This window comes from Pseudomonas sp. xss_4 (assembly GCF_043104125.1).
GTDB lineage: Bacteria > Pseudomonadota > Gammaproteobacteria > Pseudomonadales > Pseudomonadaceae > Aquipseudomonas > Aquipseudomonas parafulva_B.
This window is the reverse complement of record NZ_JBICKJ010000038.1, coordinates 1-22,414: the sequence shown is the minus strand read 5'-3', so window position 1 is coordinate 22,414 and position 22,414 is coordinate 1. Positions and strand designations below refer to the sequence as shown.

Annotated in this window: 18 protein-coding genes and 1 pseudogene; 11 read left to right on the top strand and 8 right to left on the bottom strand. The window is 63.7% G+C overall.

Annotated elements, in window-relative coordinates:
• Positions 1–75: 75 nt before the first annotated feature.
• Together tam and ACF8GB_RS07130 are read right to left on the bottom strand one after the other, a co-directional pair.
• Entirely contained in the window at positions 76–852 is a 777-nt protein-coding gene (tam, locus tag ACF8GB_RS07135) for a trans-aconitate 2-methyltransferase (protein WP_196122012.1), read from the bottom strand.
• Between the two features lie 110 nt (positions 853–962).
• The gene (locus tag ACF8GB_RS07130) at positions 963–2,372 is read right to left on the bottom strand and encodes an amino acid permease (RefSeq protein ID WP_027914808.1); all 1,410 of its coding nucleotides are present in this window, start codon (positions 2,370–2,372) and stop codon (positions 963–965) included.
• A 323-nt stretch (positions 2,373–2,695) separates the two neighbouring features.
• On the opposite strand from ACF8GB_RS07130, the gene ACF8GB_RS07125 reads away from it, so the two are divergent.
• Positions 2,696–4,120 carry a PLP-dependent aminotransferase family protein gene (locus tag ACF8GB_RS07125; RefSeq protein WP_058638380.1) on the top strand — a complete coding sequence of 475 codons (1,425 nt, stop codon included), beginning with the start codon at positions 2,696–2,698 and terminating at the stop codon, positions 4,118–4,120.
• A 211-nt stretch (positions 4,121–4,331) separates the two neighbouring features.
• On the opposite strand, the gene ACF8GB_RS07120 is transcribed toward ACF8GB_RS07125, so the two are convergent.
• The gene (locus ACF8GB_RS07120; protein ID WP_196127301.1) at positions 4,332–5,309 is read right to left on the bottom strand and encodes a polyprenyl synthetase family protein; all 978 of its coding nucleotides are present in this window, start codon (positions 5,307–5,309) and stop codon (positions 4,332–4,334) included.
• Between the two features lie 186 nt (positions 5,310–5,495).
• On the opposite strand from ACF8GB_RS07120, the gene fni reads away from it, so the two are divergent.
• The 5 genes and pseudogenes from fni to ACF8GB_RS07095 form a co-directional block, all read left to right on the top strand.
• Positions 5,496–6,542: a type 2 isopentenyl-diphosphate Delta-isomerase gene (fni, locus tag ACF8GB_RS07115; RefSeq protein ID WP_392526754.1), complete on the top strand. Its 1,047-nt coding sequence runs from the start codon at positions 5,496–5,498 to the stop codon at positions 6,540–6,542.
• A complete protein-coding gene (locus tag ACF8GB_RS07110) occupies positions 6,539–7,816 on the top strand; it encodes a glycosyltransferase (protein ID WP_392515400.1) in 1,278 nt (425 codons plus the stop codon). The genes fni and ACF8GB_RS07110 overlap by 4 nt, the downstream gene beginning before the upstream one ends.
• A complete protein-coding gene (crtY, locus tag ACF8GB_RS07105) occupies positions 7,801–8,967 on the top strand; it encodes a lycopene beta-cyclase CrtY (protein WP_392526753.1) in 1,167 nt (388 codons plus the stop codon). Before ACF8GB_RS07110 ends, crtY begins: the two co-directional genes overlap by 16 nt.
• Positions 8,964–10,454, top strand: a complete 1,491-nt coding sequence (locus tag ACF8GB_RS07100; protein ID WP_100851592.1) for a phytoene desaturase — start codon at positions 8,964–8,966, stop codon at positions 10,452–10,454. Before crtY ends, ACF8GB_RS07100 begins: the two co-directional genes overlap by 4 nt.
• A pseudogene (locus ACF8GB_RS07095) lies at positions 10,451–11,383 on the top strand (phytoene/squalene synthase family protein); the annotation flags it as partial. The gene ACF8GB_RS07100 and the pseudogene ACF8GB_RS07095, both read left to right, overlap by 4 nt.
• Here the strand turns inward: ACF8GB_RS07095 and ACF8GB_RS07090 are convergent.
• Positions 11,307–11,858, bottom strand: a complete 552-nt coding sequence (locus tag ACF8GB_RS07090) for a sterol desaturase family protein (RefSeq protein WP_145255851.1) — start codon at positions 11,856–11,858, stop codon at positions 11,307–11,309. The pseudogene ACF8GB_RS07095 and the gene ACF8GB_RS07090 sit on opposite strands and share 77 nt — an antisense overlap.
• Before the next feature lie 239 nt (positions 11,859–12,097).
• Here ACF8GB_RS07090 and ACF8GB_RS07085 point away from each other — a divergent pair, with 239 nt between their 5' ends.
• Positions 12,098–13,033, top strand: a complete 936-nt coding sequence (locus ACF8GB_RS07085) for a LysR family transcriptional regulator (protein ID WP_078478495.1) — start codon at positions 12,098–12,100, stop codon at positions 13,031–13,033.
• Here ACF8GB_RS07085 and ACF8GB_RS07080 read toward each other — a convergent pair.
• On the bottom strand, positions 13,003–14,214 hold the full coding sequence (locus ACF8GB_RS07080; protein WP_196127295.1) for an MFS transporter: 1,212 nt from the start codon (positions 14,212–14,214) through the stop codon (positions 13,003–13,005). The genes ACF8GB_RS07085 and ACF8GB_RS07080 overlap by 31 nt on opposite strands.
• Before the next feature lie 192 nt (positions 14,215–14,406).
• Between ACF8GB_RS07080 and ACF8GB_RS07075 the strand changes: the two genes are divergently transcribed.
• Positions 14,407–15,777, top strand: a complete 1,371-nt coding sequence (locus tag ACF8GB_RS07075; RefSeq protein WP_058605930.1) for an 8-oxoguanine deaminase — start codon at positions 14,407–14,409, stop codon at positions 15,775–15,777.
• Positions 15,778–15,941: 164 nt separating this feature from the next.
• On the opposite strand, the gene ACF8GB_RS07070 is transcribed toward ACF8GB_RS07075, so the two are convergent.
• Positions 15,942–16,433 (bottom strand): GNAT family N-acetyltransferase, encoded by a 492-nt coding sequence (locus ACF8GB_RS07070; protein ID WP_058638016.1) that lies wholly within the window; start codon positions 16,431–16,433, stop codon positions 15,942–15,944.
• Positions 16,434–16,551: 118 nt separating this feature from the next.
• On the opposite strand from ACF8GB_RS07070, the gene ACF8GB_RS07065 reads away from it, so the two are divergent.
• The 3 genes from ACF8GB_RS07065 to ACF8GB_RS07055 all read left to right on the top strand — a co-directional run bounded on the left by ACF8GB_RS07065 (position 16,552) and on the right by ACF8GB_RS07055 (position 18,355).
• The gene (locus ACF8GB_RS07065) at positions 16,552–17,172 is read left to right on the top strand and encodes a biliverdin-producing heme oxygenase (RefSeq protein WP_197844901.1); all 621 of its coding nucleotides are present in this window, start codon (positions 16,552–16,554) and stop codon (positions 17,170–17,172) included.
• A 148-nt stretch (positions 17,173–17,320) separates the two neighbouring features.
• The gene (locus ACF8GB_RS07060) at positions 17,321–17,707 is read left to right on the top strand and encodes a VOC family protein (RefSeq protein WP_078478491.1); all 387 of its coding nucleotides are present in this window, start codon (positions 17,321–17,323) and stop codon (positions 17,705–17,707) included.
• Positions 17,708–17,785: 78 nt separating this feature from the next.
• The gene (locus ACF8GB_RS07055) at positions 17,786–18,355 is read left to right on the top strand and encodes a hypothetical protein (protein WP_326384366.1); all 570 of its coding nucleotides are present in this window, start codon (positions 17,786–17,788) and stop codon (positions 18,353–18,355) included.
• A gap of 314 nt (positions 18,356–18,669) precedes the next feature.
• Here the strand turns inward: ACF8GB_RS07055 and ACF8GB_RS07050 are convergent, their stop codons facing one another.
• Together ACF8GB_RS07050 and ACF8GB_RS07045 are read right to left on the bottom strand one after the other, a co-directional pair.
• Positions 18,670–19,596, bottom strand: coding sequence for an alpha/beta fold hydrolase (locus ACF8GB_RS07050; RefSeq protein ID WP_058605934.1), 927 nt, complete (start codon positions 19,594–19,596; stop codon positions 18,670–18,672).
• Between the two features lie 176 nt (positions 19,597–19,772).
• Complete coding sequence (locus tag ACF8GB_RS07045; protein WP_392526752.1) at positions 19,773–22,244, bottom strand: UvrD-helicase domain-containing protein; 2,472 nt, start codon at positions 22,242–22,244, stop codon at positions 19,773–19,775.
• Positions 22,245–22,414: the final 170 nt, after the last annotated feature.

Here is a 22,414-nt window from a genome sequence, read left to right as displayed (position 1 = left end):
AAGTGGGAGCAGTTTATACGCCTATGGGCAAGGATCGACAACCGTCTGCGCTGCACCGACACTCCACCAGACGACTCAGCGGGTAGCGACTACGAACAAGCGCGGAAACGGCAGCAGCACCTTGCCATCGGAAGCTGGCGGGTAGGCGCCTTGCATCGCCTGCAGGTACATCTGCAGGAAATCATCCTGCTCATGCGGTTGCAGCCGCGACAGGTAAGGCCGCAAGGCCGAACCCTTGAACCACTGCACCACGCCCTCAGCGCCGTCGGCCAAGGGGTGGTGGTAGGTGGTGCGCCACACTTCCACCCGGGCACACAGCGGGCTCAACAGATCGTAATAGAACGCCGCGCCATGGCGCGGCGGCAACTGGAAGTCCTCGAACTTGGCCGCCCACGGGCCACGGCAGGCGATCTCGCGCAGTGCGGTATGCGCGGGCTCCTCCAGGTTGTCGGGCGTCTGCACCGCAAGGCTTGCCCCTTCGCTGAGCTGACGCACCAAGTGCGGGTACAGCCGCCCGTGGTCGGGCACCCATTGCAGCGAGGCGTTGGCCAGAATCAGGTCCTGGGGCTCAGGAGCGGCCCAGCCTGCGATGTCCGCCGTGACCATGTGCACGCGGGGGATGCACAGCCGCTTGCGCTCTCGGGCCTTCTCGATCATGTCCGGGTCGCTGTCCAGCGCGGTCACCTGCGCATCGGGGCAGCGTTGCAGCAGCACTTCGGTGGAATTGCCTGGCCCGCAGCCCAGGTCGGTGGCATGCCGCACCGGGCGCGGCGGCACCGCCCCCAGCAAGTCGCGCACCGCCCGGGTGCGTTCGTCTTCGAACAAGGAATACTGGGTGGCAGACCAGGACATGGCGACGTTCTCCGATGAGCGATGCCCTTCAGCATATGCCATCTGTCGCCCAAAACGCGAAGCGGCCGGCCCCTTGGAGGGAACCGGCCGCTTCGCAGAGCCGATGAGGCTTAGTGTCGAGGCGCGCTGCGCATCTGGTGCACAACCCCCATCGCCACCACCAGCGCCGCCGCGATGCCGGTAGAGATCACCAGGATCTGGTAGTCAGGCATGAACGCCATGGTCACCAGGGCCGCCACGATGAAGGCGATCACCAGGTAGGTGAGCCACGGGAACAGCCACATCTTCAGGCGCACTTCCTTGCCTTCGGCAATCAGCTTGCGGCGCATGCGCAGTTGGGAGAACGCGATCACCAGGTACACCAGCAGGGCAATCATGCCCGTGGTGTTCATCAGGGTATCGAGTACGTCCTTGGGGCGCAGGGTCTCGCTGAAGTTGATCAGCGCACACACCACTGCCACCGCGCACGAGCCCATGATCGCGTACACCGGCACGCCAGTGCCGGCACGGGTGATCTTGAAGAACGACGGTGCGTCACCACGCTGGGCCAGGGAGAACAGCATGCGCGAGGCGGTGTAGTGGCCAGAGATCAGGCAGCTGCTCACCGAGGTCAGCACCACGAAGTTCATCAGCAACTCGGCGTAAGGCACGCCCAGCAGCTCAAGGGTACGGCGATAGGCGCCGTATCCGGAGACGCCCAGGTGCGGGTCGTTCCACGGTACCAGGCAAACGATCAGGAAGATCGAGCCTACGTAGAACAGGCACACGCGCCATACCACCGAGTTGGTGGCCTTGACGATCTGCGCTGCCGGGTCCTTGGCCTCGGAGGCTGCGATGGTCACGATCTCGGCGCCCAGGAATGCAAACATCACCCCCAGCAACGCCCCGATGACTGTGGTGATGCCATTGGGCATGAACCCTTCGGCGGTCAGGTGGGTAATGCCCCGCACCTCGCCGAATTGCCAGATGTTGAGCACCGCTGCGGTACAGACGATCAGGAAGCAGACGATCGCGATGACCTTGATCAGGGCGAACCAGAACTCGAACTCACCGTAGTGCTTGACGTTGAAGAAGTTGACCGTGATCAGCAGCAACGTCGTGGCCAGCACGAACACGTTGACACTCACATCTGGGAAGAACCCGTGCAGGATCTTGCCGGCTACGTAGGCTTCCCAGGCCATGAGAATGACCCAGTACCACCAGTACAGCCAGCCGATGGTGAAGCCGGCCCAGCGCCCGATGGCGCGGTCGGCGTAGGTGGAAAACGAGCCCGTGTCGGGTGAAGACGTTGCCATTTCGCCAAGCATGCGCATGATCAGCACCACGAGGATGCCGCCTGCCAGGTAGGCCAGCACCGCGGCCGGCCCGGCGCTGTGGATCACGCTGCCGGATCCTACGAACAAGGCGCCGCCGATGACCCCGGCGATGGACATCATCGTCAGGTGGCGCGACTTCAGCGAGGCACTGAGCTTGCTCTCATGCCCGCCGTTCGCGGTGGTGGTTGTGGATGTTGCGTCCATCAGTTGTGTACCCCGTGCTTCTTTTTATCCAAGGAAAACCGTGAAACCCCGATGGCTGGCGGTTTCACCTGTACATCAGTGCTAATGCGCGCAGGAGGTGTGAACGAACACACGCAGGCCATCCATGGCGGCCTGCTGACGCGCCCCAGGGCTGAGGCCTGGAGCGAACTGAACATGCTTTGTGTGGCGATATCCGACACCTAATGTAAAAATGTCCATCGCAGAGAGCCATGCACAGTGGCATGAAACTCGCACTGCACTGTACAGGTCGCCAACCCTATACACCGGGCCAGCACCTGGCGTTACACACCTGAAGGTCCCCCATGCTGCAATTGAACCCAGACGCTTCCACACCGTTGGTCAACCAGATCATCGACGGTCTGCGCACCCTGATCGACACACAGACGCTCAAGCCTGGCGCCAAGGTGCCGTCGATCCGCGCCTTCGCCGCCACCTACTCGGTCAGCACCTTCACCGTGGTGGAAGCCTACGATCGCCTGGTCGCCCAAGGGCTGCTGGTAAGCCGTGGCAACGCTGGCTTTTTCGTCAATCGCGCCGCCGCTGAACTGCTGGACACGCACACGGCTGACCCTGATGCAAGCCGACCAACGTTCAACACCGAGTGGTACCTGCAGCAGATCTTCGAAACCCGGCAGTTGCCGTTCAAGCCAGGCTGCGGCTGGCTGCCCAATGACTGGATGTATGAAGATGGCCTGCGCCGAGGGCTGCGGCAGGTGGCTGGCAGCCCACTGGAACTGTCCGGTTACGGCGACCCCATGGGGTTACCCGAACTACGCGCATTGACGGCGCAGAACCTGCAGCAGGATTTGTCGATCGTCGCCAACCCCGCTCAACTGATGTTGACCCACGGCGCCAGCCAGGCCTTGGACCTGGCCGTGCGTACGCTGGTCCGGCCAGGTGACGTGGTACTGGTGGACGACCCTGGCTATCCCAACCTGATGAGCATTCTGCGCACCCAAGGCGCAACGCTACTGGGGGTGGCGCGCACGCCCAATGGCTACGACCTCAATCAGCTTGAGCGGTTGCTGGCGCAACATAGGCCCACGGCTTTCTTCACCCAGCCTCACTTGCACAGCCCGACGTGCTCGCGCACGCCGTTGCCCCAGCTGCACCGCCTGCTGCAACTGGCCAACCAGCATGGTTTCCGGCTGGTCGAAAACAACCTGTACGCCGACATGATCGCCGATCCGCAACCCTGCCTCGCCAGCCTGGACCACCTGCAGCAGGTGGTCTACGTGGGCAGCTACTCGAAAAGCATCTCGCCCAATGTGCGGGTGGGCTACCTGCTGGCCAATCCTGAACTGGCGCAACAGCTGGTACACCTGAAAATGCGCTCGGGCCTGACCACTTCGCAGGTCATGGAGCGGGTCGTCTATGCCGCCATCATCGACGGTCGCTGGCGCAAGCACCTCAAGCGTCTGCGCCAACGCCTGGCCGAGGCGCATCAACGGGTGGGAGAGCATCTGCACCGGCTAGGCTTCGAACTGTTCACCGAATCGGACGAGGGGATGTACATCTGGACCCGGCATCCCTCGATTCCCGACAGCGCGCTGTTGCTCGATGACGCGCTCGAAAAAGGCATCATGCTCGGCCCCGGACAGTTGTTCATGGTCGATGCCAGGGCAACGGGCTGGATGCGTTTCAACGTGGCGTTCAGCCTGGACCCGGTCATGTGGGAACTGCTGGAAAAGGTTTTTGCCCGGCATGCGAGGCGGTTGGATCAGTGAGCCTGCTATTGCGCAGGCGCTTTGGCTCCAGCTTCACAGGTTACGCGGCCCCCTGTAGGAGCGGCCCTTGTGCCGCGATGGGTCGCGCAGCGGCCCCAGGCTTTAAGCTTCGCAGCTCATCTCGCCGGGGCCGCTTTGCGGCCCATCGCGGCACAAGGGCCGCTCCTACAGGGACTGCGTAGACCTTTGGATTGGCGCAACGCCCTGCGCCTTAGACGTGATGCACGACCGCTCCACCTACCGCAAGACCACCCAGGCCCTGACGCCATACGGTGCTGCCGGCAGCCTGCACACCCTTCGATGCGAACACCTTGCGCAATACCCCACCGATCGGCGAGGTCCCAAGGCCCAGGCTGTTCAGGCACTGTTCGACGCTCTGCAAATGGGCTTCCAACCGCTGGCGCACCTGCATTTCGCCACACATCGCCAGCAGGGTCGACTTGCCCTGGTCCAACCCCATGCTCTTGCCACTTTCCGGGTCACGGTCGTGCAAGTCGTCGTGCAACTGAAACGCCTGCCCCAACTCCCCCGCCAATTGCAGCAGGGTGCCCTGCTGGCTGGCGCCAGCCCCCGCCAGCCGGCCGGCCATGCCTAGCAGGGCCGAGAACAAGGCCCCGGTCTTGAGTTGATTGGTCTCGGCAATTTCAGCCGCCGTCCGCGGCCGTGCACCGTCACGCAGATCCTGCAACTGCCCCTTGACCAGCCCATCGGCACCGATGGCCGAGGTGAGGGTCACCACTAGGTCGCTGCGCACATCCGGCCCGACCGTCTGCAACCCCGCCACAACCCCAAACGCACGGGAGAGCAAGGCGATGGCCGTCAACACAGCCACGTCTTCGCCAAAAGCCAGGTGCAAGGTAGGGCGGCCGCGGCGCAAGGCGGCGTTGTCCATGCACGGCAGATCGTCCAGCACAAGGGAAGCTGCATGTACCATCTCGACGGCACAGCCGAGGTCGAGCGCTGCGTGTGGGCATGCGCCCAGACCCTGTGCCGTAAAAAGTAACAACAGGGGCCGCAAGCGCTTGCCTGGCGCCAGGGTACAGTCGCGCATGGCCGCAACCACGAGGTCGCGCTCGTGACCTGCCGATGGCAGCAAGGCTGCCAGCCGGGCCTCTACGGCCGCATGTGCGACGGCCAGTGACTGATCGTGATCAGCGCCAGCGCTGTGCGGGGGGGCGATGGTCGTCATCCTTGCCTCTCGATGTGGGCGGCCCATTGACCGTAGATGAAAAAGGAACGACTGATAGGCGCCGTTGCCTGATGCTGTGCTTTTTATGAGCTTAGCTATACAAAACGGGTAGTGTTGTACAACTTGTCTGTCTTAAGCACACAGACCGCACGTACCTCAGGATGATTCCCTGGCAGTGGAGCCGGCATGAACAAAAGCCCGTTGAGTCAACGCAAGGATGATCACCTGGATATCGTCCTGGCCACCGGCAGTACCTCGCACGGGGTCGACGCTGGGTGGTCAGCGCTGCGTTTCGAACATTGTGCACTGCCTGAAATGGCCCTGGAAGACGTCGACCTGGGTACCGAGTTGTTCGGCATGGCACTGCGCGCACCGCTGTTGATCAGTTCGATGACTGGCGGGGCTGATCGCGCACGGTTCATCAACCAGCACCTGGCCGAAGCTGCGCAGGCTTTGGGCCTGGCCATGGGTGTGGGTTCGCAGCGAGTCAGCTTGCGCAGCGGCCAGGACCAGGGACTGACCACAGAGCTGAGAAGGCTTGCACCCGATGTCCCGCTTTTGGCAAACCTGGGCGCGGCCCAGTTACGCGAGGCCGATGGCCTGGACCTTGCCCGCCGCGCGGTCGATACACTCGATGCCAGCGCCCTGATCATTCACCTCAACCCCCTGCAGGAAGCCGTTCAGCCCGAGGGCGACCGCAACTGGAACGGGGTGCTCGCCTGCATCGAGCAGGTTGCCGGGCAGCTTCAGGCGCCCATCATCGTCAAGGAAGTAGGCGCCGGTATTTCGCCGGGCGTTGCGCGGCAATTGTACGACGCTGGCGTGTCCATGATCGATGTGGCCGGCGCCGGCGGCACAAGCTGGGCCGCGGTGGAGGCCGAGCGTGCCAATGACCCTGCCGAGCGTGCGGTGGCGATGGCCTTCAGCGGCTGGGGCATCCCGACCGCCCATAGCCTGCTTGCCGTGCGCCGCGCCGTGCCGACGGTTGGCCTGATCGCCTCGGGTGGGGTCCGCGATGGCGTGGACGCGGCCAAGGCCATCCGCCTGGGGGCGGACCTGGTGGGCCAGGCTGCCGGGGTGCTGACCTCTGCAATGGCATCCACCGAAGCGGTGGTCTCGCATTTCGACGTGATCATCCGGCAACTGCGTATCGCCTGCTTCTGCACAGGCTCGGCCACGCTGGCGCAGTTGCGCCGGGCCCGACTGGTCAACGCCCAGTTAGACATCAAATGAGCCACTTCGCCCTGATTGCCCCGCCCTACCCTAGCCATTTTGCAGCGATGCAAGCCTTGGGCGGCGAATTGATCGAACGCGGCCATCGGGTCAGTTTCTTTCACCAGCCTGAAGCCGAACGCTGGCTGAGCGACAGGCGAGTGGGCTTCGTCGCCATCGGCCATGCCGAGTGCCCGCCGGGCAGCCTTGACCTTGCCATGCGCCGCGTGGCTGACCCCGCCGGGCCGCTGCGCCTGCGTCGCTTGATCAAACAGCTGGCGCACACCACGGCCATGCTGATCAGCAACCTGCCGCAGGCGCTCAGTGAACATCGGGTCGATGCGATGATTTGCGATCAGATGGAGCCCGCAGGCGGCTTGGTGGCCGAGGCTTGCAAACTGCCGTTCTTTTCAGTGGCCTGTGCATTGCCAATCAATCGCGAGCCAGGCTTGCCATTGCCCGTGATGCCGTTCGGGCTGGGCTTGGATGCGCGCCTCTACGAAGGCAGTGTTCAGGTCCATGACTGGCTCATGCGCCCGCTGCACGACACCTTGCTGCAGGCCTGTCATCGCCACGGGCTGCAACCGCGCAGCGGCGCCCATGAATTTCTCTCGCCACTGATCCAGTTGAGCCAGACACCCCTGCACCTGGATTTCCCCAGAGTGGGTCTGCCCAAACACTTTCACGCCGTCGGCCCGTTACGCAGCACGCCCTCTCAGGCGAGCCCCAACTGGTCTTTCGACCCCGGCAAGCCCTTGGTATTCGCAAGCCTGGGGACGCTCCAGGGCCACCGGTTCGATCTGTTCGCACGTATTGCCAAGGCTTGCCGACGCCTGGATGCCCAGTTGCTGGTGGCGCACTGCGGTGGGTTGGATGGCCATCAGCAGGCCAGGCTGCGCCAGATTGGCGCCACCGTCGTGACCGACTTCGCCCCTCAGCACTGGGCGGTGCGGCGAGCCAATGTGGTGATCAGCCATGGCGGCTTGAACACGGTGCTCGATACCGTGTGCGCCGGCACACCGTTGCTGGTCATGCCGATTGCATTCGATCAGCCTGGCGTGGCTGCGCGGGTGCGCCATCACCGCTTGGGGCGGGTACTCTCCAAACGAGCCAGCGTAGCTGCCATTGGCCAGACGTTGCGTCAGCTGCTTGATGAAGCTGCACCACGTAATGCCGCGCTGGAAGCCGAGCTTGCCGCCTGCGGTGGCGTACAGCGCGCTGCCAGCCTCATCGAAGCCGCGCTGCACAGTGGCCAACCCAGCATTTCGGAGAACACACCGTGCCCTATGACCTGATCCTGGTAGGTGGTGGGTTGGCCAACGGCCTGATCGCCTGGCGACTCCAGCAATTGCGCCCGCAATTGCGCGTGCTGTGCCTGGAACAAGGGCTGGCCCTGGGCGGGAACCACACCTGGTCCTTTCATGACGCCGACCTCACTCTCGAGCAACAACGCTGGCTGGCCCCGCTGGTCGAGCAGCGCTGGCCTGCGTACCACGTGCACTTCCCGGCTTTTTCCAGGCGTATGGAAGGCGGTTATGCGAGCATCACCAGCGAGCGTTTCGCCCGGGTGATCACCCCTGCCCTCGGCCCGAGCTTGCGCACGGGCTGCGCTGTCGCTGAAGTGGGTGCCAGCCACGTCACACTCGCTAGCGGCGAAACCTTGCACGCCGCGGTAGTGATCGATGGCCGGGGCATGCAGCACAGCCCTCACCGGGTGCTCGGCCAGCAAGCATTCCTTGGGCAGATCGTGCGCCTGACGGCCCCCCATGGCTTGGAGGCACCGATTCTGATGGATGCGCGGGTACCCCAGGGCGAAGGCTATCGCTTCGTCTATGTACTGCCCTTCACGGCCGACACCCTGCTGGTGGAGGACACCCATTACGTCGACAGCCAGGCGCCAGAAGCAGAGCAGCTGCGCCAGCACATCGAGCGCTACCTGCAGCAGCGCGGCTGGCACGTCGCCGAGTGCCTGCGTGAAGAACAGGGCGTATTGCCGATCACCCTGGCCGACGACTTTCCTGGCTGGTGGAACGAGCAGCAAGGGCCGCTCGCCGTTGGCCTGCGGGCCGGACTGTTTCACTGCACCACGGGCTATTCACTGCCCGATGCTGTGCGCCTAGCCGACTGGTTGGCGACGCAAGCGCTGGATGATACGGCGTCACTCAAGCCCGCGTTGGGCGCCTACCTCCACCGACGCTGGCGGGAACAAGGGTTCTACCGCCTGCTCAACCGAATGCTGTTTCTGGCCGGCCGGCCGAACCGTCGCTGGCAGGTGATGCAGCGCTTTTATCGATTGCCTGATGGGCTGATCGCCCGTTTCTACGCAGGCCAGAGTACGCTGCGTGATCGTCTGCGGATCCTGTGCGGCAAGCCGCCTGTGCCCGTAGGCGAGGCCATGAAGGCCGCCTTGCGACACTCTCCTGCCCATTTCAAGGACTATCCATGAGCAACGAACGATCCGCCCTGGTCATTGGGGCAGGCCTTGGCGGCCTGGCCCTGGCCATTCGCCTGCAGGCCTCGGGTATCCCCACCACCTTGCTCGAGGCACGCGACAAACCCGGTGGCCGCGCCTACGTCTACAACGACCAAGGCTTTACCTTCGACGCAGGCCCCACGGTGATCACCGACCCAAGCGCCATCGAAGCCCTGTTCACCCTCGCCGGCCGGCCTATGCAGGATTACGTGGAGTTGCTGCCGGTAACGCCGTTCTACCGCCTGTGCTGGGAGGATGGGCGGGCCTTCGACTATGGCAATGACCAGGCCGACCTGGAACGCCAGATCGAGGCCTTCGAGCCCAAGGACGTGGAAGGTTATCGACAGTTCCTGGCCTATTCCAAAGCCGTGCTGCAAGAAGGTTACATCAAGCTCGGCGCGGTGCCGTTCCTGTCTTTTCGCGACATGCTGCATGCCGGGCCGCAGTTGGCTCGCCTGCAGGCCTGGCGCAGCGTCTATAGCATGGTGGCGCGGTTCATCCAGGATGACCAACTGCGCCAGGCGTTTTCGTTCCACGCCTTGCTGGTCGGGGGTAACCCCTTCGCCACGTCCTCGATCTACACCTTGATCCATGCACTGGAGCGCACCTGGGGTGTGTGGTTCCCTAAAGGCGGCACCGGCGCCCTGGTGCAGGGCATGGCCAAGTTGTTCACCGACCTGGGCGGCACCCTGGAGCTCAATGCCAAGGTCGCCGCGTTCGAAACCCAAGGCAGCCGCGTGACCGGCGTGCGCACCCAGGACGGGCGGCGCTGGCTGGCAGACGCAGTCGCTTCCAATGCCGATGTGGTGCACACCTACTCCGACCTGCTGGGCGAGCATCCACGGGGTGAACAGGAAGGCAAGCGGCTCAAGGGCAAGCGCTTTAGCAACTCGCTGTTCGTGGTGCACTTCGGCCTCAAGCGCACCCAGCCGCAACTGCGCCATCACACGGTCTGCTTTGGCCCGCGCTACCGGGAGCTGATCGACGAAATCTTCAACGGTCATGAGCTTGCCGAAGACTTTTCACTCTACCTGCACACCCCTTGCGCCACCGACCCGAGCCTCGCTCCGGAAGGATGCTCGAGCCACTACGTGCTGGCGCCCGTACCGCACATGGGCAACGCGGCCATCGATTGGGAGGTGGAAGGGCCACGGTTCCGGGACAAGATTCTCGACTACCTGGAACGTCACTACATTCCTGGCCTGCGCGAGGACCTGGTCACCTGCCGCACCTTCACGCCGCTGGACTTCCGTGAGGAACTCAATGCGCACCTGGGTTCGGCGTTTTCCCTGGAACCGATCCTGACCCAGAGCGCCTGGTTCCGCCCGCACAACCGTGACAGCCAAGTGAGCAACCTGTACCTGGTGGGCGCAGGCACGCACCCGGGGGCCGGTGTACCTGGCGTGATCGCCTCGGCCAAGGCCACGGCAGGGCTGATGCTCGAGGACCTGGGCGCATGACCGCACCGTCCCACGACCAGTTGCTTGCCCATGCCGAACACAGCATTGCCGTGGGTTCGAAGAGCTTTGCCGCAGCAGCCCGGCTCTTCGATGCGCACACTCGGCGCAGCGCCGTACTGTTGTATGCCTGGTGCCGCCATTGCGATGACGTGATCGATGGGCAGCAAGCCGGGCATGATGCGGTGGTCATCAGCCAGGAAGAAGCGCAAGTGCGCCTGTTGGATCTGCAGCGCCAGACCGAAGCCGCCTGCGCGGACTTGCCCGTGGATCAACCGGCTTTCGCCGCACTGCGCGAAGTGGCCAGGCGCCACGACATCCCACGCGCCGAAGCCTTCGACCTGCTCGAAGGCTTCGCCCAGGACGTGTCCGCCTGCCGCTACCAGACCCTGGATGAGGTCATGGTCTACTGCTATCACGTGGCAGGTGTGGTGGGCCTGATGATGGCCAGGGTCATGGGCGTTCAGGAGGCGCGCGTGCTGGACCGGGCCTGCGACCTGGGCCTGGCCATGCAGCTGACCAACATCGCCCGAGACATCGTCGATGATGCCAAGGTCGGGCGCTGTTACTTGCCCCAGGCTTGGCTGTCGGAATTCGACCTCAGTGCAGACGACCTGGCCGATGTGCGTCACCGCGCAGCCGTCGCCACCCTGGCCAGGCGCCTGGTCGCCCAGGCCGAGCCCTACTACGCCAGCGCCCAGGCGGGGCTGCCGGCCTTGCCGCTGCGCTCGGCGTGGGCAGTGGCCACGGCTGGTCAGGTATACCGGCGCATCGGCCTGAAGGTCGACAGCGCCGGGATCGACGCCTGGGACGGGCGGCTGTCTACGTCAAAACGCGAAAAGGTCGGTGCCTTGGTCACGGGGTTTTGGCAGGCGCTGAGCTGTCGACTGCGTCGCTACCCCCAACGCCCGGCTCGCCTGTGGCAGCGCCCTTCGCCCGCAGCGGCCCGCCATGCAGTGCCCGAAGTTGCTGGCGCAGTCGCTCGATAGTGGGGACATACAGAAAACCGAACGACACACAGCCTTCGCGTCCCTGTACGGCATGATGAAGCCGATGTGCCTGGTACAGGCGCTTGAAGTAACCCTTGCGCGGCACCACTTTGAAAGGCCAGCGCCGGTGCACCAGGCCGTCGTGGGCGACGAAATACAGAACCCCATAGGCCGTCATGCCTGCGCCTACCCATTGCAACGGGTACCAACCGGCATTGCCCAGGGCGATGAGCATGATCGCCAGCACGGCGAACACCGCGGCGTACAGGTCGTTCTTCTCGAAGATCCCGGTACGCGGCTCGTGGTGCGAGCGGTGCCAGCCCCAGCCGAAGCCATGCATGATGTACTTGTGAGCAAACCAGGCCACGCCTTCCATGGCGGCCAGGGTGCCGAAAAAGGTGAGCAACGTCAGGGTCATGCGCAGGCTATCCAGGCAAAAGGGAACATGGGGCAGTCCTTTGGTGCAACAGGGCCGGGTCGGTACAGCATGATCTACCCAAGGCGCTGGCGCAAAGCCTATGAGTGTGCAAGATGGGCTGGTGTTCCATTGCCGACGCGCTACACAGGCCTTTCTCCCGACGCTATTACCCTAAAACGCCATCACAGGATCCCTTATGCTGCCGGGGTCTGCCCTACGAACCCATGTAAAGGCCGGTCATGCACTCCTCAGAACGACTCAAAGGGATCGACGTCTTCGTCGCGGTCGCCGACCTCGGCAGCTTCACGGCAGCGGCCGGGCGACTGAGCCTTACCAGCTCGGCGGTCAGCAAGAGTATCGCGCGCCTCGAGGCGCGCATGGGCGTTCGCCTGTTCGAGCGCACCACCCGCCGGTTGTCGCTGAGCGAGGCAGGCGTGGTTTTCTACCGCACCTGCACCTCGGTGCTGGCCGATCTGGAAGAAGTCGAACACACCCTCGCCACTACGGGTAATGAACCTCACGGACGGGTACGCATCGACTTGCCCGCCTCCTATGGGCGCTTGCATGTGCTGCCGCTGATCCTGGCGTTTACCCGGCAGCATCCGCTGCTGCAGCCGCACGTCTCGTTTTCCGACCGTTTCGTCGACCCGGTGCAGGAAGGCATCGACATCGTGGTGCGCATCGGCGGCCCCGATACCTGGCCCGCTGCCCTGGGCCATCAGTACTTTGGCGCCCAGCGCCTGATGTTCTGCGCAGCCCCCGACTACCTCGACATTTACGGTACTCCGCAAAGCGAGGAGGACTTGGAGCATCACCACTGCGTGGGCTATGGGCACACCGACGGCCTGGTCAGCCCTTGGTTCTTCAAGGGGCGCCAGCCTGGGGAGATGGAGCGTCGCACGGTACAGCCGCGCATCGCCGTGGGCGATGGCGAAGGTGAGGTCGCGGCGGTGCTGGCCGGCCATGGCATAGGTCAGCTACCCACCTGGTTGACCCAGCAGCACCTCGATAATGGACGGATGGTCGAGGTGCTACCGGAGCTGGCAACCGACGGGTTGCCAATGAACCTGGTCTGGCTCAAGCGTCGCGAGCACCTACCCAAAGTGCGTGCACTGCTCGATTACCTGTTGCCCAGGCTCGCCCCTCACGGCACACGTACCGCCGAACCCGTCTGAGGCGCCAGCCTGCCCACTACGGGCACTGCCAGCAGCGCCAGCACGGCGACTGCGGCGGCCACATAGCCCAGATAAGCAACCCCCAGCCCGTCGATGGTCATGCCACCAAGCACCGCACCCAGGCCGATGCCGGCGTTGGCAGCCGATACGTTGGCGGTACCGGCCAGCGCCTTGGCGTGGGTCACCGACGCCATTACGCGCACTTGGCAGACCGGGTAAAGCGCGGTGTTGGCGATACCCCACAACGCCAGCGCCAGGCAGAACACCAGGCCTGCATGGGCCAAGGGCACCAGCGCTGCCATGCCGATCGCCAGCAGCACCAGAAAGCCCGCGGTGGCCTTGAGAACGGAGTGGTCGACGGCGCGCCCCCCGATCCAGTTGCCCAGCAGGCCAACGGCGCCGAAGCCCATCAGCCACCAACCGGTGTGAGCCGGGGCCACACCCGCCACACGCTCGAGCAGGTCGGCCAGGTAGGTGTAGCCGGTGAACATGGCGGTGAACACCAGAATCGACAGCAGCACGTTCGCTACGAAGAAGCGTTCGGTGAAAATCCGCGCCTGACGGGCGAAATCCACCCTGGCGGTGCGGGCTACGTGGGGCATCCAGACGCCCATCGCCACGGCCATCATCAGGGAAAGCACCGCCAGCGCCCCGAAGGCGCCACGCCAGCCCAACGCGTCAGCGGCCAACGTGCCCAGCGGGATGCCCAGCAGCATGGCGGCAGAGATGCCCAGGTAAACCTTCGATACCGCACGCCCTGCATGCTCGGGCCCGGCGAGGTGCCCGGCCGTCTCGCTGGCAGTACCCCAGAACACCGGCAACGCCAATGCCGGTATGACACGTGCAATGGCCAGTACCCAGAAGTTATCGGCCACGGCCGCCAGGGCATTGGCCGCGGCAAAAACCAGCAAGATGGTGATGAACAGCCGTTTACGGTCCAGATGCGCCAGCATGGCCGTGAGGAACGGCCCTGCCAGCATGACTGTGAATGCGAACAGCGTGACCAGTTGTCCAGCCATGGAGATGGACACCCCCAGGTCGCGGCTCAGGGCAGGCAACAGGCCCACAATGAGAAACTCGGTGGTGACAATCAGGAAAGCGGAGAACGCGAGGATGGCAATGCTGATGGCTGCCCGTGGAGCTTCGTCAACGGGTGAAGCGGTGGTGGATGCGGCAGACATGGAAGAACTCTCAAGACATTGGCTGCCAGTTTATTCGATCGCAGAAGTCTTATTTCTGGCCGATTTTCACATATGAGGTGACGCACATTCACAAATACGGTCAATGTATACAAATTGATCATTTCCTGATTACATTGCCGCGTCGCCTACGACGCTGGCCATCGCCGGCGCGTATTGCAACAGGCATCGACCATGTCATCTTCACACGCACCAAGAACGCTCCTGATCAAGCATGCCCAACTGCTCGTCACCATGGATGGCGAGCGCCGCGAAATCCGCGGCGGTGGCCTGTACATCGAAGACAACCTGATCAAGCAAGTCGGCCCCAGCGATACCCTGCCCCAACAGGCGGACGAGGTGCTGGACATGTCCGGCAAGGTGGTCATCCCCGGGCTGGTCAACACCCACCATCACATGTACCAGAGCCTGACGCGGGTGGTGCCAGCCGCCCAGGACGGCGAGCTGTTCAACTGGCTCACCCAGCTGTACCCGATCTGGGCACGGCTCACCCCCGAGATGATTGCGGTCTCGACCCAGACGGCCATGGCCGAGCTGATCCTTTCCGGTTGCACCACCTCGAGCGACCATCTGTACATCTACCCCAACGGATGCAAGCTCGACGACAGCATCCATGCGGCTGCCGAAATCGGCATGCGTTTTCACGCCGCCCGCGGCAGCATGAGCGTGGGCCAGAGCCAGGGCGGGCTGCCGCCGGACTCGGTAGTGGAAAAGGAAGCGGATATCCTCAAGGAGTCCCAACGCCTGATCGAGGACTACCATGATGCCAGCCATGGCTCGATGCGCCGGATCGTGGTGGCGCCCTGCTCGCCCTTCTCGGTCAGCCGCGACCTGATGCGCGAAGCGGCTGTTCTGGCTCGCCAGCATGGCGTATCGCTGCACACGCACCTGGCCGAAAACGTCAACGACATTGCCTACAGCCGGGAAAAATTCGGCATGACCCCTGCCGAGTACGCCGAGGATTTGGGGTGGGTCGGGCCCGACGTGTGGCACGCGCACTGCGTGCAACTGGACCAGCATGGCATCGAACTGTTCGCCCGCACCGGCACCGGGGTCGCCCATTGCCCATGCTCGAACATGCGCCTGGCTTCAGGTATCGCCCCGGTGCGCGCCATGCGCGATCATGGCGTACCGGTCGGGCTCGGGGTGGACGGTTCGGCGTCCAACGACGGTGCCAGCATGATCGGCGAGGTCCGCCAGGCCCTGCTGCTGCAACGCGTGGGATTTGGCCCGGATGCGATGACGGCCCGCGAAGCGCTGGAAATCGCGACCCTGGGCGGCGCCAAGGTGCTCAACCGCGATGACATCGGCGCACTGGCACCGGGCATGGTCGCTGATTTCGTCGCCTTCGACCTGGGCCATGTCGCCTACGCCGGCGGGCATCATGACCCGCTTGCAGCGCTGGTGTTCTGCACCCCGACCCAGGTGCATACCAGCGTCATCAACGGCAAGGTGGTGGTCAGGGATGGCCAGTTGGTCACTGTCGACCTGCCACGGGTACTCGAACGTCACAACCGCCTGGCCCACCAGTTGGTCGCAGGCTGATAGAGGCGGCGTCTCATGGTGCTGGCTGTCTTGTGCCTCAGGGGCTACATGACAGCCCATCACCAGCAAGCCAGCCCCAGCTCACCGGCAGGTTCAACCTGTAGCGTCGCGCTTGCCGCCGGTGGGCCGCAGTGCGGCCCTACCTGACGCCGCCCGGCAATGGCTCACAGCACCATTACCATCTCATGCCACGCCATACCGCCGTGCTCGGAAGGTGAAGGCTGGACGTACTGATAACCCAGCTTGCGGTACAGCGGTACGTGCTGTTCTTTGCACATCAGGTGGATGGTCTGCTTCGCGCAGGCTTTCATTCGCAGAATGAACGCTTCCATCAATCGCTTGGCATGACCTTGGCCCTGATACGCCGGGTCGACCACCACCGACATGATCACTACGTTGGGGGCATCGGGGTCATGCCCCACCAGTTCCTTGAACGCTTCGTCCGACATCACCACCTGATGGGCGCAGCCGCTGTTGATGAAGCCAACGATCTCTCCATCACTTTCGAGCAACAGAAACCCCTGTGGGTACTGACTGATTCGCGTCTGGATCTTTTCCAGCGTGGCAGCTTCGTCTCCCTCGTAGGCACCGATCTCGATGGCGTGGCAGCGGCTGGCGTCCTCAAGGGACGGCGTACGGAACTGAAGCGAAGACATGACCGGCTTTTCCTTGGGTCTGAACGATACGGCGGCCATGATAACCGCGCCTGATGCTTGCTGCGATGCTCACCGCCACGCATCATGGATGCCTTTCTGCCCGCGACGGACTCACCGAATGATCGCAGTACCCGTGTCACCCCTGGAGACAAGCCGTTGCAAACGCCTCAAAGCGGCCACCCACCGCGAACATGACAGTGTCGATCAGTTGGTCATGGCCGCGCACCCCTTTGAGGACAGAGCGCGCTATGGGCGCTTCCTGCTGGTACAGCATCACTTTCACGGCAGCCTCCATGGACTTTACGAGGACCCCCACCTCAATGCGTGGCTGCCGGGCCTCTCGTCGCTGTCGCGGCTCGCTGCGGTCGAGCAGGACATTCGCGACCTGGGCCAACTACCACCTGCCTTGCCGGCGAGGGTGAAGGTAGACCCGGCCCAGGCACTGGGCTGGCTGTATTGCAGCGAGGGTTCGAACCTGGGCGCCGCCTTCTTGTTCAAGCACACCCAGCGCCTTGGCCTGGACGAAGGCCTGGGTGCGCGGCACCTGGCAGCCCACCCGCAAGGTCGCGCCCAGCACTGGAAGGCGTTCGTGTGCGCAATCGACGGCCTGGCGCTCGATGAACAACAAGAAACTGATGTGATCGCCGGCGCCATTGCAGCCTTCGAAGCCTATCGGACGAAGGTCACCGAGGTATTCGCCGCTGACCTGCACACCACTGCGGACACTTCCAAAGGCTGAACGCTTGTGCTGCGCCGGCCATTGACCAGTTTGCGGCCCTGATGCACCGATGGCGTGATCAAAGACGCGATTTGATGCTGGGTTGCATTGCCAAACGTCAAGGGCCGTCTTTACTGATAAGTAACGACCCCAGCATAGGTGTGCGCCCATGAAGATCATGCTCACCCGTATTCTTGTCGACGACCAAGCCAAAGCGCTTGCCTTCTATCACTACGTACTGGGCTTCGAACCTAAACAAGACCTCGCCATGGGCCAGCACCGCTGGCTGACCCTGACCTCACCCAACGACCCCAACGGCGTGCAACTGCAACTGGAGCCAGAGGTGCACCCTGCGTCGAAAGCGTACAAGGCCGCGCTCAAAGAAGACGGCATACCCACCGCAACCTTTGCCGTGCGAGACATACAAGGCGAATACATCCGGCTATCCGCTGCCGGTGTCCAGTTCCATCAGACTCCCGCCGAGGTCGATAACGTCATGACTGCAATCTTCGACGACACCTGCGGCAACCTCATCCAGATTACGCAGTTACACTGATTGGCGCCTGCACACCGCCTGCGCCCGTCCAACATCCCGACTGGCGCAGCCCTACCGATCGTTGCCCAAGGACACACGATGCGTCATGAGTTCGACGAAGTGCTCAACGACCTGGTCGACTACTTCCTGCTAGGTGACATCCAACTGCTCGAGCGCTTCAAGCAGGAGCATGGCCTGCCTGACGACCTGGCCTACGAATTCACCCACCATGACAGCGGCGACAAGGCCGTACGCGACGGCGTCGTGCTGCCTGTGGCCGGCGTTGACAACCTTCCCTACCACGTGGTGTTCACACTCGATGGGCAAACGCCCAAATTGCGCGAGGCGAGCAGCCGTCTCAAGCACCAGCGCGGTGGATATTCGCTGAAGATCGAGCATGGCGCTGTGATGCTGTACACCTGGCGTATCCTCCAGTACTTCACCCCCAAGACCCTGGGCGACTTACTGGCGCGCTACCGTGAGCCGGGCCGCCCTGTGATCGAACTGGGCAACGGCTGGTATGACGTCGAAGTCCTGGCCGGCGCCTGCCTGTGTGATGGCCTGTACGAACCGACCTTCGAGTTCGTCTTGAACAAGCGTGCTGGGCGTGTGGCGAACACCACCGTGGACACTGGGTACAATTTCAGCCTGCGAGGCTACTTTGACTGACACGCCTTCACGGTGGCCATGAACGGTGCAGCGCAGCCAAGTTGGCAGGGCGAGATCTGGCTGGCCGAGGACCACTGCCTGGTGACGGGACGACTGGGGCGCACCGACAGCCACCAGCACTATGCCCACCAGCAAGGGCAGCAACCAAAACAGATAGGTGTTCATCGCCGCTGCCAGGGCAGCGCCTATGAACCCAATGAAAAACACAGGGGCGTAGAGGTAGCGCATGGGCAACTCCAGAATGACAGGAGCCCCCAGTGTCCCCGTACCGGCCGACACCGCGCTTGAACGAACGGCGCAAACGTGTTTAGGCGCTACTCGTTGACCAAGCGCTGCAATACACCGCCTTCATGGCGCGCGAGGATACGCAGCAGTTGATCAACCAAGGCACGGTCCGGCGCATCGAGGTGGAAATGGTGGCCGCCAGGGTGCCAGGACACTTTCGCCTGTGGCGGCAATGCCGCTTCACGGCGGCCGAAGGCCTCGCCAGTGAAAGCGCCCTGCCGGCCAAACATCAGGTACAGCGGGCAGCGAATCTGGCTGAGCAGATCGCAAGCCTCAGGCTCGGTGAGCGGCATGGGCTCAGGCAGCACCAACCGCGGGTCGTGGCGCCAGCAATAACCGTCGTTGAGCTGGAGCAGGTCGCGCAGCGCCAATAACCTCGCAGCCTCTTGCGACAAGTCGGTGTCGAGCCGTTCACGACGCTGAGCCAGCGCGCTGTCCAAATCGTCGAAGCGTTGCACGTCCGGCTCGTTGAAGCCCTGCATCTGCGTACGCTGGACCATGCGCTTGAGGCGATAGGCCCGTGCCAGGTGCTGCACGCGGTCATGTTCGGCCACGGTGAACGGTGCTCCCATGCCGTCGAGGAAGGTCATGCTCGCAATCGCGCTGGTCATGGCCGCCAGCAGCGAAGCCACACCGCTGCCCATGCCGTGGGCCAGTACATGGAATTGCCGCATGCCAAGGCTTTCGGTGACCGACAGCATGTCCTCGGCGTGCTCCCATAGGTAGTAGCCGCTGTCATGGCGCCGATGGTCGGAACGCCCATGGCCGACCAGGTCGGGGGCTACCACGAAACAGCCATCGAGCAGGGGCGCCAGGCGCTCGAACGAGGCGGCGTTGTCCAACCAGCCATGCAAGGCCAGTACGGGAATGCCATCCTCCGGTCCCCAGCAGCGCACAGCTACTTCGATGCCATTGATGTCCAGCGGGTGATCCTTGGGTGTGGTGGTTGATCGCATGGGTATGCTTCCTGATCGGCAGCCTGATGCAGCTACACCAGACCGAACACGCCACCGCGTTCCACGACGCCTGTCGTCTGCGGCAACCCTTGCGCCGGAGCGCGCAGGGCGCCGACAGGTCACCTTGGCGCAAGCCAGTGGCCACCACTGGCCCCTTACCGACAGTGACTTAACCGTCACCGACCCCGGCAGTCTTCGAAACAGTCCTGACGGCCATCCACACGGCTGGAAGCGCGAGCGGCCACGGCGGCATCGCCATTGGCCGGCTCCACGTGCCAGTAGCAATGCTGCACCGCTCGGGTCACGGCCACATAGGCCAAGCGCTGCACCTCCTCCTTCTGGGCGGTATCGAACGGCTGCGGGTCGCCCGCCTTGCCCAGGCCCGCCTGGCGATAGACCTGGTTCTTGTAAGGCGAGCTGGTCAGGTACTGGCAGTCGCCCAGCATGAACACCGCATCGGCCTGCAAGCCCTTGGCGCTGTGGTAGGTGAGTTGCCGAAGACGCCGCTGCTCGGGCGGCACCGCTGCCTCGGCTTGAAGCACAGGCTCCAGGTGTTCGCCCATCGCCGCCCGGTCATTGCCCTTGCGGTAGAGCATCAGCACCGACTCGCCGCGCTGGTAATGCTCGATGAGGGTCTGGCCCAAGGCGGCCTCGTCACGCTCGAAGACCTTGACCGGTGAGCCTGCAAGTTCAGCGGCAGGGCCAGCGGCCCGGGCCTTCTTGCCGGCGATGGTGGACGTGCCCTTGACCAGGTGCTCGGCGGCATCGATCACCTGCTGCTGGCAGCGATAATTCTCCACCATCATTACCCGTGTGCTGGCGGGCGTTGGGAATGCCTTGGTGAATTCGGTGAAGTACTTGGGCGAGCTGCCTCGCCAGCCGTAGATCGACTGCCAGTCATCGCCCACGCACAACAGGGAAGAGTGTTGAGCATGGCGACCGACATTCAGGCCGGGGCCGCGCCTGCGGATTTCACGCAAGGACGCCCGCAGCCAGCTGACGATTTGCGGCGAGACGTCCTGGAATTCATCGATCATCAGGTGGGCCAGCGGCCGCAACAGCGGGTCGGGCAACAGTTGCAGGTTTTCCGGGTTGTTTTCCCCGAACAGCGCGAACATGCGGTTGTAGCTCATGACCGGAGGGAATTGGTCAAGCAAATGCGCTTCGAACGCTTTCCAGTAAAGGGCCAACGCTTCGAAGAACAGCGCGTCGCTGTCGCCTGGCACAAAGCGCATGTCGGCAATAGCCGTGTTCACCTCCAGGCCGAGGTTCTCGATAAAGCTCGCGGCGCTGACGAATGCGTCGAGCAGCGGCGCGGCCGACAGCTCGCCCTTGACCTTGTATTCGAACCCAGGCCCGGCCACGGCGTCACCTGCCAGCGAAGCGGCCAGGCGCCGGGCCATGGCGTAGTTGTCCAGCCAGATCAACGGCTGATCGCAGAATGCCTGCAACAGGGTTCGTTTGACTGCCCACTCTGCGCGTACGGCGAGCTTGGCACCGGGTCGTTGGTACTGGGCGCTCTCGGAAGGGTCGAAGCCCAACACCACCCATGGCCCGGTGGCACCCAAGCGGCCGTGGACATGAAAACGGCACCCACGGATCTCAACGGTGTCACGCATCGGCTCAATGCCCTGGATTGGCCAGGCCCCCGCTGCGAACCAAAGGTCCTCGATCACATCGCACAGCTCTTCATCGCGTTGCGCGGCCAGTTGCGTCACCTGGGCGCGTTTCTGCACCTCGGGGTTGTCCGGGTCCAGTGGCTTGAGTTGCAAGGCTTCGTTGCGCAAGTGGCCGATGAGCTCGGCAAAGCGCGGGCTGTGCGCCAGCAGGGCGCTGTAGCAATGATTGAGCTGTTGGCGCTGGGCATCGTTCAGGCGCAGGTCGAACGGGTTGCTGTCCGCCTCGGCCTCACGCCCGGCGGGCATCTCGTTGCCCAGGGTCTCGAACGCGCGCACCTGCTCGAACCCAGGCAAGCTGCGCACCAGCGGCAGGATGCGGGAGTGGAAGGTGCGGACCAGTTCGCGCGCCTGTGCCGGTTGCAGATGAACGTCCCACAGCGCGAACACCTGCACCAAGCGCTTGATGAAGTCCTTGCGCGACTCACGGGTGAAGGTGACGACCGTCATCGCATCGAGTTCGTAGCCCAGGTAGTGGCGCAGCAGCAAGATTCGCAGCACCAGGGAGGTCGATTTGCCCGCCCCTGCCCCGGCCACCACGCAGGTGGACGGTGTATCGCTGAAGATCAGTTTCCATTGCGCGGCGCTGGGTTGCGCGTGGCTGGGCAGGCGCTGGGCAACGTCGGCCTTGAAGCGTTTCTTCAGCTCGGCGGTCAGGGCCAGGCGCCAGTCTTCGAACAGGTGATCGTCCTGGCCGGGAATGGCTGGGGTGTCGGGGCGGTGGTCACGGATGACCAGCACTTGCTGGCCTGCCTCGTACCCTTGCGCATGGCCACGTTCGAACCCGGCGCGTTCGCCTTCGCCCCGGCCTTGGTGCTGGCCATCGGCATGGCCTAGCCACCAGGAGTGAGGGTGTTGCGCCTGAATGCGGGTCAGACCACGCCCGAGGCACTGGGCGATGAGCCGTTTGAGCCAGGGGAGGCGTGTGGGTGGGGTCAGTTCGGCGAGGGCCTTGGGTTGCTCGTTGGCCACAGTCACTCCGTTGGCAGCAAAATCAGCCGGCAATGTTCGCCGCAATGGCGCAAAAGCGCCAGCGAATGCGTGGGAAAACGTCTGGGGCGGTGGTTGGGTGGGGGGTGCAGGGTAGGTGACCATGGGGCCGCTGCGCGGCCCATCGCGGCACGAGGCCGCTCCCACACGGG